The 15020-nt window shown below is 62.5% G+C and carries 11 protein-coding genes; 6 read left to right on the forward strand and 5 right to left on the reverse strand.

The features are described 5' to 3' along the window. The first annotated feature begins 1 nt into the window (after position 1). Complete coding sequence (locus tag H559_RS0106360) at positions 2-2581, forward strand: [protein-PII] uridylyltransferase (RefSeq protein WP_028452012.1); 2580 nt, start codon at positions 2-4, stop codon at positions 2579-2581. A 7-nt stretch (positions 2582-2588) separates the two neighbouring features. Next, a complete protein-coding gene (locus tag H559_RS0106365) occupies positions 2589-3116 on the forward strand; it encodes a M15 family metallopeptidase (RefSeq protein ID WP_081412905.1) in 528 nt (175 codons plus the stop codon). A gap of 69 nt (positions 3117-3185) precedes the next feature. Here the strand turns inward: H559_RS0106365 and H559_RS0106370 are convergent, their stop codons facing one another. Next, positions 3186-4628, reverse strand: coding sequence for an MltF family protein (locus H559_RS0106370; RefSeq protein WP_028452014.1), 1443 nt, complete (start codon positions 4626-4628; stop codon positions 3186-3188). 111 nt (positions 4629-4739) lie between these two features. Here H559_RS0106370 and H559_RS0106375 point away from each other — a divergent pair, with 111 nt between their 5' ends. The 4 genes from H559_RS0106375 to H559_RS0106400 all read left to right on the forward strand — a co-directional run bounded on the left by H559_RS0106375 (position 4740) and on the right by H559_RS0106400 (position 12726). Then, positions 4740-6653, forward strand: a complete 1914-nt coding sequence (locus H559_RS0106375; RefSeq protein WP_028452015.1) for an ATP-binding cassette domain-containing protein — start codon at positions 4740-4742, stop codon at positions 6651-6653. Then, positions 6650-9562, forward strand: a complete 2913-nt coding sequence (locus H559_RS21530) for a PAS domain S-box protein (protein ID WP_051278995.1) — start codon at positions 6650-6652, stop codon at positions 9560-9562. Before H559_RS0106375 ends, H559_RS21530 begins: the two co-directional genes overlap by 4 nt. A 135-nt stretch (positions 9563-9697) precedes the next feature. Further along, positions 9698-11287 carry a peptide chain release factor 3 gene (locus tag H559_RS0106395; protein ID WP_028452017.1) on the forward strand — a complete coding sequence of 530 codons (1590 nt, stop codon included), beginning with the start codon at positions 9698-9700 and terminating at the stop codon, positions 11285-11287. A gap of 107 nt (positions 11288-11394) precedes the next feature. Beyond that, the gene (locus H559_RS0106400; protein ID WP_028452018.1) at positions 11395-12726 is read left to right on the forward strand and encodes a leucine-rich repeat-containing protein kinase family protein; all 1332 of its coding nucleotides are present in this window, start codon (positions 11395-11397) and stop codon (positions 12724-12726) included. 66 nt (positions 12727-12792) lie between these two features. On the opposite strand, the gene H559_RS0106405 is transcribed toward H559_RS0106400, so the two are convergent. The 4 genes from H559_RS0106405 to H559_RS0106420 form a co-directional block, all read right to left on the reverse strand. Then, entirely contained in the window at positions 12793-13299 is a 507-nt protein-coding gene (locus tag H559_RS0106405; RefSeq protein WP_028452019.1) for an AAA family ATPase, read from the reverse strand. Further along, a complete protein-coding gene (pnuC, locus tag H559_RS0106410; RefSeq protein ID WP_028452020.1) occupies positions 13296-13856 on the reverse strand; it encodes a nicotinamide riboside transporter PnuC in 561 nt (186 codons plus the stop codon). Before pnuC ends, H559_RS0106405 begins: the two co-directional genes overlap by 4 nt. 105 nt (positions 13857-13961) lie before the next feature. Beyond that, a complete protein-coding gene (locus tag H559_RS0106415) occupies positions 13962-14702 on the reverse strand; it encodes a substrate-binding periplasmic protein (protein ID WP_028452021.1) in 741 nt (246 codons plus the stop codon). A gap of 12 nt (positions 14703-14714) precedes the next feature. Then, positions 14715-14984, reverse strand: coding sequence for a hypothetical protein (locus H559_RS0106420; RefSeq protein WP_028452022.1), 270 nt, complete (start codon positions 14982-14984; stop codon positions 14715-14717). Positions 14985-15020: the final 36 nt, after the last annotated feature.

Consider the following 15020-nt stretch of genomic DNA (forward strand, 5'->3'; position numbering starts at 1 on the left):
TATGGAAACACGCTCCGTATCCGCACTGCGCGACGACTACACCCAGAGCAAGGCGGCCTTGCGCGGCCGCTTTTCGCATGCAGAGGATGCGGCGCTGCATCTGCGCGAACTCACCGCACTCACCGACCGCATACTGCAGGAACTCTGGGGCCGCTATCCCTTCCCGGACGAACTGCTGCTGGTCGCCGTCGGCGGCTACGGGCGCAGCGAACTGTTTCCCCATTCCGACATCGACCTGCTCATCCTGCTGCCCGAGCAAACCGATCCGGCACTGCTGGAAAAACTGGAAATCCTGGTCGGCGAGCTCTGGGATACCGGCCTTGAAATCGGCCATTCGGTGCGCACGATTGCCGATTGCCTGTCCGAGAGCGAAAAGGACATCACGGTGCAGACCGCGCTGCTGGAAGCTCGTCTGCTCTGCGGCGATGCCACGCGCTTTGCAGCCTTCCAGGAAACGGTATACCGGCACATCGACCCCAAGGAATTTCTGGATGCCAAACTGCTGGAGCAGCAGGCGCGCTACGGCAAATTCCAGAATGCCACCTACAAACTGGAACCGAACATCAAGGAAGCGCCCGGCGGCCTGCGGGACCTGCACCTGGTCGGCTGGATTGCCGCGGCACTGCGGCTCGGGCGCGACTGGCATGCCCTGGCCAGGCTCGGCCTGCTGACGCCGGAAGAACACCAGAAACTCGCCCGTGCCGAGCAGGTTCTGCGCAGCTACCGCATCGCGCTGCACTGGCTGGCGCGGCGCCGCGAAGACCGCATCCTGTTTGACTATCAGCATCAGCTGGCCAGCCAGTTCGGCTTTGCCGATACCGTCACGCACGGCAAGATCACTCTGCGAGCCAGCGAAGCCCTGATGGCCGATTACTACCTCGCAGCCCGGGTCGTCAGCCAGCTCACGCCACTCTTGCTGCACGCACTGCGAGCCCGCATCTTCAGCCAGATCGGGCAGGCACCAGTACCGATCAACGAACGCTTCCGGCTGCGCGGCAACACGCTGGAAATCAGCCACGCCGATGTATTCCGAGAAACGCCATCGGCCATTCTCGAACTGTTTCTGCTGTATGAGCGCGAACGCGATGTCGCCGACATTGCACCGGAAACGCTGCGCGCGCTCTGGCATGCCCGCCTGTCGATCAACGACGCCTTCCGTACTGACCCGGCCAACAAACAGCTCTTCATCGACATTTTCCGTGAGCCCCGCGGGCTGACCCGCGTACTGCGGCGCATGAACCAGTACGGCGTGCTCGGCCGCTACATCCCCGAATTCGGCCATATCGTCGGGCGGATGCAGCATGACCTGTTCCATGTGTACACCGTCGACGAGCACACGCTGATGGTGCTGCGCAACCTGCGCCGCTTTGCCGTACCGGCGTTCACGCACGAATACCCGCTGTGCTCGCGGCTCATCGAGGAATGCGAACACCCCGAAGTGCTGTATCTGTCGGCACTGTTTCACGACATCGGAAAAGGTCGCGGCGGCGACCACTCGCAGCTGGGCCGCGACATTGCCCGGCGCTGGGTCGACGCGCAGCCGCTGCGCGAGGAAGACCGCGACCTGATCGTCTGGCTGGTCGAGCATCACCTGACCATGTCGTCGGTAGCGCAGAAACAGGACGTGTACGACCCGGAAACCGTCCAGCAGTTTGCCGAGCTCGTCGGCGATCAGCGCCACCTGAACGCGCTTTACCTGCTCACCGTGGCCGACATCCGCGGCACCAGCCCGAAAGTCTGGAACGCCTGGAAAGCCAAGCTGCTGGAAGACCTGTTCAAGGCCACGCAGAAACGGCTGACCAGCCAGAACATCACCGCGCACTCGTGGGTGGAAGAGCGCCAGCAGGAGGCCTTGCGCCTGCTGCAGCTCTACGGCCTGCGCAGCGACGCGCACGAAGCCTTCTGGCGCGAGCTCGATACCGTCTATTTCCTGCGCCACGAAGCACGCGAAATTGCCTGGCATACGCGCCTGCTGTTCAGCCGCATCAACGCACCCGAACCCATCGTGCGTGCGCGCCTGTCCGAATCGGGCGAAGGACTGCAGGTGCTGGTCTATACGCCCGACCAGCCCGACCTGTTCGCCCGTATCTGCAGCTTCTTCGAGCGCGCGGGCTACAGCATTTTCGATGCGCACATCCATACCACGCGCAACGGCCACGCGCTCGACAGTTTTTACGTGTTCATTGCCGACAGCCGCAACACGAACTACCGCGACCTGATCAACTACATCGAGTTCGAGCTGACTGACAGCATCGCCAAGGCGCCACCGTTGCCGCCTCCACAAAAGGCGCGCATTTCACGCCAGCAGAAGCATTTCCCGGTGCAGCCGCACGTGCTGATCCGGCCGGACGAGCGCGGCAAGTATCATGTTCTGGCGATCACCGCCGGTGATCGCCCCGGCCTGCTGTCGACGATCACGCGCATTCTTGCGGCCAACCGCATCGACATCCAGAGCGCCAAGATCATGACGCTGGGTGAACGTGCCGAGGACAACTTCCTGATTTCCGGCCGCATTCTGAGTGATGAACGCGCGACCCAGCAGCTGGAAACCGAGCTGCTGCAGGCACTGCAGCCACAATGAGTCCGCAATGAAGCCCGAACTGCTGCACTGCTATCACCTGCTGGGGCTGGACCCGCGACTGCCGGCACAGCGCGGCTGGCCGGTGTTCCGCGAAGCAGGCAAACTCTGTGAACTCCCGCCCGACCGTTACGGCCGCATACCACTGCTGCGCCCCGACGCGGCGGCGGCCTGGCTGGCCATGCAGGCTGCGGCAGAACGCGACGGCATCCTGCTGGAGCTGATTTCAGCCTTCCGCAGCTACCGCTACCAGACCAGTCTTCTGCAACGCAAGCTCGCCAGCGGTCTGGCGCTTGACGACATCCTTGCCGTTTCGGCGCTGCCAGGCTGCAGCGAGCACCATACCGGCTGCGCGATTGACCTGGCTAGCGGGGAAGCCGATGTTCTGGAAACGGCTTTTGCCGAGACGCCCGCGTTTCACTGGCTGATGCGGCGCGGCGCGGAATTCGGCTTTGTCTTGTCCTTTCCCGAAGGCAACCGCTGGGGCTTCCTCTACGAGCCCTGGCACTGGTGCTACCACGGCAATCCGGGCACATAACAACGGAATACGTAATAGCGTATCGATCTGAAGCCCTTATTCTTAAAGGGGTGCAGCGATATACTCAGTCTATTTCTCCGCGGATGCCGCACTGGCAGCCGATGCCCCGCGACGAGCCTTGCTCGCTTCCGCCGCCTTGTACGCCAGATAGATGCGGTTGACGCTGGCCACATAGTCGACCATGCGCCCGCCCACCGAATTCTGTGCCACCTTCTCGACGTGCCCCACCCAGCGGTTCGGGTCCAGTCCTTGGGCGGCGGCCTGGCGGCGCAATTGCTGCATGCGCCCTTCGCCGGCGTTATAGGCACCAATCATGAAATAGAGCGAATCTGCTTCAGAGACGCCCTGCGAGCGCAACTGCTTGCGCAGGTAAGCGAGATAGCGCCCGGCCGCCATGATGTTCTGCTCATTATCGTGCGGATCCTTGATGCCCATCGCCCGCGCAGTCGCCGGGTTTACCTGCATCAGACCGGTCGGGCCGCCATTGGTGCGGATATAGGGCGTGAACTTGCTTTCCTTCTGCGCAATCGCAGCCAGCAACAACCAGTCCATATTGGTCGCTTCCGCCACCAGCTGGAAAGCCGGCGCAAAGAGGCCAAGCTTGTCGCTGCTGGTCAGCTCGGTCGCGGTACGCGCCCGACCGTCCGGCTTGAGGTAAACGCGGGTCTGGGTAATGGCGCGTGCCAGCAGCCCGGTGCCTTGCGCGGCAAGGAAGCGGTTGACGGACTCTTTCAGCCCGGAATTGTCTTTTGCCATTGCCCAGCCCAGCGCGACATTGGCCTCGCCGCAGAACAGGCTTTTTGCAGCCGGCGCCGCCTTCGACCAGAGCTCGAGCTGCGTCTGCAGGGCCACCGTCAGCGGCGCCTCCTCCTGCCCCATGCCGACCAGCAGCGGCTCGATGGCGGCACCGGCGGGCAGCGCTTCAATCTGCAGCGGCGGCTGGCCTTCTGCTTCGCGGATCTGCCCCTGTTCATTCAGCCAGCGCTGCTGATAGCTGGCAGACGGCACGCTGATCCTGCGCTCGCCCAGCTCGGCAAACGTCGCGGCCGAGACGCTGCGCGGCCCGACTACGCAATAGCGGTCATACCGGTAGGGCATCGAATACTGCACCAGGGACGTCATGCCACTGCTGACCGGCAGCAGGCCCGCAGCCAGCTCGCCGCGCCCGGCCATCAGGGCTGGCAGCAGCTCGCTGGCATCGACCGGTATGTACTGCAGGCGAATCAGCGGCTGGCCTTTCTTGCGTCCGGTATTGAGGAAGCGTTCGTAGGCGCTGAGCATGGCCAGCTCGATGCCGTGCGGGGCACCGTCCTTCAGGAAATACGTACTGGGGCCAAGCGCCACCAGCACGCGCAGGCGATCAGGCGGGTTGTCCGGATCGAACGCCGGCACGTGTTCTCCAGCAACCGTCATCACCGGATGAGGTGCACTGGCCGTGGCAACCTGCGCAGCCCGTGCCGGAATTCCGAAGAAAAACAGCAGGCTAGCGCAGGCAAAAAATCGCATCAGCATTTTTTTCATGCCGCGATTCTACGGTCTGGCCCGCCCCGCCCCAAGTGCAAGTTCACGCCTGTGTGGCGTACGCCACGGTTATAATGCCGGTTTTGCCTGCCGACACCTCCCATGCCACTCCTGCTCGTTGAACATGCCCACCTCGCTTTCGGCCACTGGGCCCTGCTGGACGATGCCAGCTTTGTTGTCGAACCGGGCGAGCGCGTCGGGCTGATCGGGCGCAATGGCGCCGGCAAGTCATCGCTCCTGAAAGCGGTGGCCGGCTTGCAGAAGCTCGATGACGGCGAAATCCGCGTCCTGGATGATGTGCGCGTGGCTTTCGTGCCGCAGGAACCGCAGTTCAATTCGCAGGATACGGTTTTCGAAGCCGTCGCTGACGGCCTTGGCGGCCTGCGCCAGGTGCTGGTCGATTACCACCACGCCGCGGCACACCTTGATGGCAGCGATGCGGCGCTCGCACGCCTCACCGAGCTGCAGCACGAACTCGAAGCCCGCGATGGCTGGCGCATCGACTCCCTTATCTCTGCAACCCTCAGCCAGCTTGGGCTTCCAGCCGATACCCTGATCGGTACTCTTTCCGGCGGCTGGAAAAAACGTGTCGCACTGGCGCGCGCGCTGGTGCAGGAACCGCAGCTGCTGCTGCTGGACGAGCCGACCAACCACCTCGACGTCTCGGCCATCGAATGGCTGGAAGGCCTGCTGAACAATTTTGCCGGCAGCGTGCTCTTCATCACGCACGACCGCCGCTTCCTCGACAATGTGGCCAACCGCATCATCGAGCTCGACCGTGGCCGGCTGCTGAGCTTCCCCGGCAATTTCTCCACCTACCAGGAGCGCAAGGCCGATCTGCTCGCACAGGAAGAAACAGTCAACCGCAAGTTCGACAAGGTACTGGCACAGGAAGAAGTCTGGATTCGCAAGGGTATCGAAGCACGCCGCACGCGCAACGAAGGCCGCGTCCGCCGGCTCGAGCAGCTGCGTCGCGACCGCAGTGCCCGCCGCGAGCGCGTCGGCAATGTGTCATTCCAGCTCGATGCCGGCGAACGCTCGGGCAAGCTGATTGCCGAACTCGAACACGTCAGCAAGGGTTTTGGCGGCCGTACACTGATCCGGGATTTCACCACGCGGCTGCTGCGCGGTGACCGCATTGGCCTCGTCGGCCCCAATGGCGCGGGCAAAACGACATTGCTGAAAATGATCCTCGGCGAGCAGGAAGCCGACTCCGGTGTCATCAAGCGCGGCACCAACCAGCTGGTTGCCTACTTCGACCAGTTCCGCGAACAACTCGACGAGGAAGCCGCTCTCGTCGACGTCATCGGCGACGGCAAGGATTATGTCGAGATCGGCGGTCAGAAGAAGCACGTGATGGGCTATCTGGAAGAGTTCCTCTTCCCGGCGGAGCGCGCGCGCAGCCCGGTCAAGGCGCTGTCGGGTGGCGAGCGCAACCGCCTGCTGCTGGCAAAGCTCTTCACCAAGCCTGCCAACATCCTGGTGCTCGACGAGCCGACCAACGATCTGGACATCGACACACTGGAATTGCTGGAAGGACTGCTGGCCGATTACCCCGGCACCGTATTCCTGGTCAGCCACGACCGCGAATTCCTCGATAACGTCGTGACCCAGATCATCGCCTTTGAAGGCGATGGCAAGCTGTTCGAAAATGCCGGCGGCTACGCCGACTGGCTCGTCGCTCGCGAGCGCATGCTGGCCGCACGCGGAGAATCTGCCAGCGCCGGCAAGGCAGACACGGCAGCCGCCAAGCCGGTGCAGGAACGCAAGCGCAGCAATGTGAAGCTCAGTTTCAACGAAACGCGCGAGCTGGAACGCCTGCCCGACGAGATTGCCGGGCTGGAGGCTGAACAGGCTGAATTGCAACAGTCGCTGCTTGATCCGGAGCTCTATCGCAGTGCACCGCTGAAAGCGCGTGAAATGCAGGCTAGAATCGAGGCCATCGACCTTGAACTTCTGGAAAAGCTTGAGCGCTGGGAAACACTGGAAGCCAAGCAGCTCAACTCCGCTACATGAAATCGCTGCGGCCTAGCGGCCTGAACACCGTCCCGACAGGAATAAACTCGCTCGCTCGCCTGCGTATCGGCCTGCTGCTGGTTTTTTTCCTGCTGAGCACGGTGGTCATCCTGTCTGCGGTATGGGTATCAAGCCGCGAATACCGCTACGCCATCCACGAGGCCGAACGGCAGAATACCGCCCTCGCCCGCTCGCTCGACGAACACGCGGCCCGCAGCTTCATTTCTGTCGAACAGGCGCTGCAAAATGTCGGCGAAGACCTGGTGCGCCAGGGCGGTGTCGACGATACCGACGAACTGGCCTCGCACCGGATGCTGACCAGCAAGAAAGTGTATACGCCGCAGATCCGCGGCATCATCACCATCGCCACCGATGGCCGTATCCACAGCCACGGCCTTGAATACCCGACGCGCAAAATCGATCTCTCTGATCGCTCCTATTTCAAATACCACGCCAGCAATACCAATCTGCGCAGCATCATCAGCGCTCCGATCCTGTCTCGCACCGACGGAAAGTGGCTGATTCCGGTCACCCAGCGCGTTGGCATGAATGATGGACGTTTTGGCGGCGTACTGCTGGCCGCCGTCGATCCCGCGTATTTCCAGAATTTCTACCAGTCACTCAAACTGGGCCGTGCGCAGCAGGTCAAGCTGATGCTCAGTGACGGCACCATCCTGTTCAACTACCCCTTCAACGACAAGGAACTGGGCAAAAACCAGCGCAGCATCTCGCCCGAGCTGTTCAAGAGCATCAAGGAAAAGGGCAGCAGCACCAGCCTGACCTGGACGAACCCGCAGACGGGTGAAGTGGAGCTGGTCTCATTTCATGTACATGACGGTGTTCACCCGCTCATCGTCATGGTCAGCAGCAGCAAGGAAGTGCTGCTTGCCAAGTATTATCAGGACAGCCTGATCCGCATTCTTGCCACCATTGCACTGATGCTGGTGATTACCGGCCTGCTCTACCTGCTGTTCCGCCAGATCCGCCACGCCGAAAAGGTCGAATCGCGTCTTTACCTGACCCAGTTCACCGTGGACAACGGTCCCGACCCCATCCTCTGGTGCGATAGCGAAGGCTACCTGAGCTACGCCAACCAGAACCTGATCAAGCTGGCCGGCCTGGAACAGGATGAATGGCATCACCTGCGCTTTACCGATTTTCTGCCGCGCATCACCCCGGAAAAATGGCAAAGCCTCTGGGGCGAACTCCAGGACAGGCAGCACCTGACACTGGAAACCCAGCTGCGCATTGCGGGCAATCACCTGCTGCCGGTGGAAATCACGCTGGCACTGATCGAATACCAGTCCTCGCGCTATCTGTGCGTCACCGCCCGGGACATCACGCAGCGCATCCAGACGCAGAACGAACTGCGCCGCCATCGCGACCAGCTGCAGGAACTCGTACTGGAGCGCACCGCCGAAGTCAGCACCGTGCTCGACGCCAGCCCGCTGGCCATCATGCTTGCGGTGCAGGGCAAGATCCGCCTGGTCAATCCGGCCTTTGAAATTCTGCTGGGCTTTCCGGCGAGCGACATCATCGGCCGGCCGACCCACACCATCTTCGCATCGGCCAGCCATTACACCGAAAAACGCGCGCAGATCAGCCAGAAACTGCAGGGTGGCGGCGCGTATCGCGACGAGATCGAGCTCTACCGGCACGATCATTCGCCGTTCTGGGCCATGGTCAACATCAAGGCCCTGGTGCCAGGCGATTCCAGCAAGGGTGAAATCGCCGTCATCGAGGACATCACGTCGCAGCGCATCGCCGCACATGCTCTCAAGCAGTCCGAGCGCCTCAAGCGTACAGTCATCGACCAGAGTGCGGACGGTTTCCTGCTGCTGAACGACCGCCAGCGCATCGTCGAAATCAACCCGGCAATCTGTCTGATGCTGGGCTTCAGCCGCGAAGAACTCCTAGATCGTGATCCGGCCTTCCTGTGGGGCGAAGAATGCTTCCGCCAGGTTTTCCCGAAGGAGCTCCAGCAACACCCGGGCTTCAACCACGTGCAGGAAGTGTCGCTGCCGACCCGCGATGGCGAAACCCGCCCGTTTCTGGTCAACAGTGGCGGCGTTCATAGTGATGACGGCGTACTGGAACACGTGTTTGCCTTCTTCACCAACATCAGCCAGCTCAAGGAAATCGAGCGCCGCCTGGTCGATGCCAAGGAAGCCGCTGAGAGCGCCAACCAGGCGAAAACAACCTTCCTGGCCAATATGTCGCACGAACTGCGCACCCCCATGCACGCGATCCTGTCCTTCTCCGAAATCGGCATGGCCAAGGTCGACAAGACGCCCAGCGCCAATCTGGTACGCTACTTCGACCGCATCCACGCCTCCGGCAAGCGCCTGCTGGTACTGCTGAACGATCTGCTCGACATGTCGCGCCTTGAAGCCAACAAGATGCAGTACGACAAGGAATTCTGCCCGCTGCTGGATATCGTTCACAGCGCCAGCAACGAGCTGGGCAGCCTGCTGAGTGCCCGCCATCTGCATGTCACCATCAGCCAGAATGGCGGACACAATGTCGCCGCATACTTCGACCGCGCCCGCATCACGCAGGTGCTCGTCAACATCCTGTCAAACGCCATCAAGTTCAGCCCGGCCGAGCACGCCATCGAAATCAGCATCCAGGGTGAATTGCGGCTGCCTTCCGGGCAGGAAGCCGTCGGCATTCTGGTGCGCGATCACGGCCCCGGTATTCCGCCCGACGAGCTGGAAACGATCTTCGACAAGTTCATCCAGAGCAGCAAGATCCGCGTCGATGGCGGCACCGGCCTGGGGCTTGCCATCAGCAAGCAGATCATGGAAGACCACGGCGGCGTCATCACCGCCAGCAACCACCCCCTTGGCGGCGCGGTATTCAGCATCCTGCTGCCCAGGGATGCCGTGCCTCCCCCACCGACGTTCTAGCCCGGCCAGGCGCTCAGCGTGGCGTTTGGCCGCCAGCGCCATTTCGCGTACAATTGCGCGTTTTTTCAGCACCGCCCCGACATCACCGGGGGCGGTTTAGCGCCCGCCGCGCATGACACCGACACCCCTGAGCCCATGACCGACATCGCCCGCGAAGTGGCTTCCCGCCGCACCTTTGCCATCATTTCCCACCCGGACGCGGGTAAGACGACGCTGACCGAAAAACTGCTGTATTTCTCGGGCACGATTCAGTCCGCCGGTACCGTCAAGGGCAAGAAAGGCGGCAAGTTCGCCACCTCCGACTGGATGGAAATCGAAAAGCAGCGCGGCATTTCGGTGGCCTCCTCAGTCATGCAGTTCGACTATCGCGACCATTCGATCAACCTGCTCGACACCCCGGGCCACCAGGATTTTTCGGAAGATACCTACCGCGTACTCACCGCCGTCGACTCGGCGCTGATGGTGATCGACGCGGCCAAGGGCGTGGAAGCTCAAACGATCAAGCTGCTCAATGTCTGCCGCCTGCGCAATACGCCCATCGTCACCTTCATGAACAAGTACGACCGGGAAGTACGCGATTCGCTCGAGCTGCTCGACGAAGTCGAGAACGTGCTGCAAATCCGCTGCGCGCCGGTCACCTGGCCGGTGGGCATGGGCAAGACCTTCCGCGGCGTGTATCACATCCTGCGCGACGAGGTGATCATCTTCACGCCGGGCCAGGGGCCGCTGGATGAAGTGGAAATCATCAAGGGCCTCGACAATCCGCGTCTGGACGAACTGTTTCCGCTGGAAATCGGCAACACGCGCATGGAGCTGGAACTGGTGCGTGGTGCCTCGCACCCCTTCGTGCTGGAAGAATTTCTGGATGGCACGCTCACTCCTGTCTTCTTCGGCTCCGCGATCAACAACTTCGGCGTGCGCGAGATTCTGAATGCGCTGGTCGACTGGGCGCCGCCGCCGGGCAAGCGCGACGCAACCGTGCGCTCGGTTGACCCGACGGAAGAAAAATTCTCGGCCTTCGTGTTCAAGATCCAGGCGAACATGGACCCGAAGCACCGCGACCGCATTGCGTTTTTGCGCATCTGCTCGGGCAAGTTCGAGCGCGGCATGAAATTCAAGCATCTGCGCCTGGGGCGCGACATCGCCGCGAACTCCGTCGTTACGTTCATGGCGCAGGGCCGCGAACAGGTTGACGAAGCCTTTGCCGGCGACATCATCGGCCTGCCCAATCACGGCAACATCCAGATCGGTGATTCGTTCTCCGAGGGCGAAGTCCTGTCGTTCACCGGCATCCCCTACTTCGCGCCCGAACTGTTCCGCGTCGTGCGCATCAAGAACCCGCTGAAACTGAAACAGCTGCAGAAGGGCCTGCAGCAGCTCGGCGAAGAAGGCGCGGTACAGGTCTTCAAGCCGCTCAACGGTGGCGATCTGATTCTGGGCGCCGTCGGCGTGCTGCAGTTCGAAGTGGTCGCCTCGCGCCTCTTGAACGAGTATGGCGTGGAAGCGATCTTCGAATCGACGACGATCTATACCGCACGCTGGGTTTCTTGCGAAGACTCGCGCATGCTGGCCGATTTCGAGAAGAATCTCGTCAACAACCTCGCGCGCGATGCCGCCGACAGCCTCGCCTATCTGGCAACCAGCCGCGTGAATCTGGAGCTGACGCAGGAGCGCTGGCCCAAGCTGCAATTCCATTCCACTCGCGAGCACGCAGTCACCTTGTAAACAGGGTATATCAACACAGCCATTACAGATAAATGGCTGTAGCCATATACCCACAAACCCGGCAGTGCTTCAGGCATGCCGGGTTTTTTCTGGCAAATCGGACAAGCATGCACACGCTCGAGCAATTGCAACGCGGCGCCCTGCGCGGCATCACCCGGCTGGATCTGGCCGCCGATCTGGCCGAGTTTCCCGCCGAGATTTTTACGCTGGCTGATTCGCTGGAGGTGCTGAACCTCTCCGGCAACCGGCTCGACTCGCTGCCGGACGAGCTGCCAAGGCTTACGCGCCTGAAGGTGATTTTCTGCTCCGACAACCGCTTCACCACCCTGCCAGCCGTGCTCGGCCGCTGCCCGCAGCTGGAGATGATCGGCTTCAAAGCGAACGCGATCAGCCACATCCCCGACGATGCCCTGCCGCCACGGCTGCGCTGGCTCACGCTGACCGACAATGCCATCACGGCACTGCCGGAAACGATCGGCGACTGCCCGCGCCTGGCAAAACTGCTGCTGGCTGGCAACCGGCTTGAATCGCTACCCGGCGCATTGCAACATTGCCGCAAGCTCGCACTGTTGCGCATCGCCGCCAATCAGTTTTCCACACTGCCGGACTGGCTCGCCGCCATGCCGGAACTCGCCTGGCTGGCGTTTGCCGGCAATCCGCTCACCGCAGACGCCGAAGCCCGCGCCGAGGCGCTGAGCCACGCGGCCACGGTCAATCCTGCCGAGGTCACTGCAGGCGACGTGCTGGGCCGTGGTGCATCCGGGCTGATCCGCGCCGGCCTGTGGCTGCGCGACGGCGTCAGTCAGGCGGTGGCGATCAAGCAGTTCCACTCTGGTGTGACCAGTGATGGCCTGCCGCATTGCGAGCTGCTGGCCAACTGGGCAGCCGGGCGGCACCCCAATCTGATCGGCGTGCATGCTCGACTGGGTAGCGGGCTCGCCAGCACGCCGGCGCTGCTGCTGGAGCGAATCGCCCCGCACTACCGGATGCTGGCCGCGCCACCCAGCCTCGAATCGTGCACGCGCGATGAGTACGATGAAACGGTCGCCTTTTCGCCTGCCGTGCTGCTGGCCATCGCGCACGGCATTGCGGCGGCACTGGCGCAAATTCACGCCAACGGATTGCTGCACGGCGATCTCTATGCCCACAACATCCTGCTCGATGACCGCGGCCACGCCCTGCTGGGCGACTTTGGCGCGGCAACGCTGCTGCCCGGCGACCCCGCGCAACAGCAGCGTCTGCAGGCGCTGGATGTCAGGGCATTCGGCTTGCTGCTGGGCGAGCTGTGCGAGCGCTGCGCTACCCTGCCGGAGCTTCCCGTGCTGGCCGGAATGCTGGCACAGCTGCAGCAGGACTGCAGCTCAACCACGCCGGCGCGGCGCCCCGCCATGGCCGCAGTGGTAAGGATACTGACGACCGGCCTCCAGCAAATACAGTAATAGGTATACGCCTGTAGCCATTTATTTAAAATGGCCACATGCACATACCCATCAATCAGGCCGGGATTACGGTTGCAGGCCAGCCAGTGCGGCGGCCAGCCGTGCTTCACCCAGCCCGCTGACCGGCGTATAGGCCACACCGGCCGCATCGAGCGCGGCCCGGTAGCGCAGCAGCAAGGCATCGCGGTCAAGCGGATTTTCGCGCAGGGGATCGGGTTGCCAGGGCAGATCGGGCAGCAGCAGCAGGTGATGCGCGTACTGCTGCGGCTGCCACAGTGCCCGCAGCGCGTCAGGGCAGCAGCCGAAACGCACCTCGGCCCAGATGATGCAGACGAGTGCAGTCGTGTCACACACCAGCCAGTCAGCCCCGGCAGCCAGTTCGTCTTCCAGCGCCAGCTGACCGCGCGCAATTGCCACCACATCGTCCGGCGTGTAATCCGTCGCCGCGCTGGCGGCAAACCAGGGGCGGGCAAATTCGGGCACCCAGGGCGCCTGCAATTCGCGGGCCAGCTGCCTGGCCAGCGTGGTCTTGCCACTGGACTCCGGGCCGACGAGCGCGATGCGGCGGCTCATGCGGCGCGCTGTCCGCGCAGCCAGCTGCGCCAGCCCCAGGCAGCGAGCACCGCCAGCAGCACATACAGCGCGCTGGTCAAATACAGCGCCTTGTGCACGTAAACGCCTGCAGCCAGCAGGTCCAGCACGATCCAGTACGCCCAGTTTTCCAGCCGTTTCTGCGCCTGCAGCCATTGCGCCAGCAGGCCGAAGCAGAAAATCGCCGAATCCAGCACGGGCACGTCGGTCGGCAGAAACCGGATCTGCAGCTGTGCAATCAGGGTGGTGGCAATCAGCGCCAGTGCATTGAGCAGCCAGATTTCGCGCCGCCCCATGCGCGACACCGGCAGCGGCACATGCGCGGCGGTGCCGCGCCACCAGTGCCACCAGCCATACACGGCCAGCACGGCGTAGACGCCCTGCAGCGTGGCTTCACCATACAGCTGGCTGGCAAAAAACAGCTCCACATACAGCAGCGAGGCCAGCAGCTGCAGCGGCCAGGTCAGCACATGGCCGCGCGCTGCCAGCGCAATGCCGGCGAGCGAGGCGATGACACCGATGATTTCGATAAAGGACATGAGCGACTCCGCAAGAGCGCGCATTCTAGCAGGGCTAAGCCTGTGCCGGCTCCGGCAGCAGATCAAGCGGAAATGAAAACAGGGGAAGGCCGCGGGCAGGAGAGTTCAGTGAGCCAGATAGCGGCGCTGCATCTCGCTGAAGAAACCGGCGCCCAGCAGATGCAGGATGCGGGCATGCAGTTCGACACTGCGCGGGCCTGCCGAGGGCGTCACACAGGAAACACTGGCATTGGCCAGCACCAGACCGGCCTGCAGACGCTTGCCTTCCGGCTGCTGGCGGTTGTACCAGCTCAGCGAGAGCTGGTTGATGACGCCATAGGCACCACGGCCTTCGCTGAGCTTGCGCAGCAGGGTTTCTTCAGTGGGCGCATCTTCACGCAGGAGCAGACCACTGGCAAACAGCTGTTCCAGCGTCGGATAGTGATAGCCGCGCACGGTAGCCAGTTTTTCACCGTACAGCTCGCTGAGATACTCTGGCCGGGGTTGCCCCGGGCCGATGACGAGGACATTGCGCATCGCAATCAGTGGCGGGCTCCAGCGCAGATGCAGGCCCGGCTTGAACCAGGCGGGATTGAGCATGCAGGCCAGGTCAAAATGCCCCTCTTCCAGTTCGAGCTCCAGCCGCTTGCGCGGCAGCAGTACATACTCGATCCGGTCAGCGCCCTGCGCAGCAATCTGCTGGCTCATTTCCCAGACCATGCCGGCCTGAATCACGCCATTTGCCGTGATCAGCTGGGGTTGCGGCAGTGCGTCGGACACCAGTACCCGCAGCGTTGCCGCCTCCGCCCTTCCCCCGCAGAGGATGAGCAGCAGAAGCAGCAAGGCGGCAAGCGGGTGTCCGGGCATGAAACAGCAGCCTTATTTGGCCGGGCCACCATCCTTCACGCACTTGGTCACAAAGCTGTTCTTGGCAGCTCCGGACAGCTTCTTCTCCTTGGCAGCGCCTTCGCAGCTTTGTGTCGCGGCCGCCGCCGCATCTTTTTCGCATTTTTTCACGAAGCTGTTTTTGGCCGCACCGGCCAGCTTCTTTTCTGCTGCCTGGCTGGCACACATTTCACCGGCAGACTGCGCGGCAAAGGCCAGATTGCTGAGGGCAAACAGGGTGGCGATACACAGAACACGCTTCATTTCACTTCCTTCGGCAAGGTGATGGGACGTTTCACT

Source organism: Chitinilyticum aquatile DSM 21506, assembly GCF_000430805.1.
GTDB classification, from domain to species: domain Bacteria; phylum Pseudomonadota; class Gammaproteobacteria; order Burkholderiales; family Chitinibacteraceae; genus Chitinilyticum; species Chitinilyticum aquatile.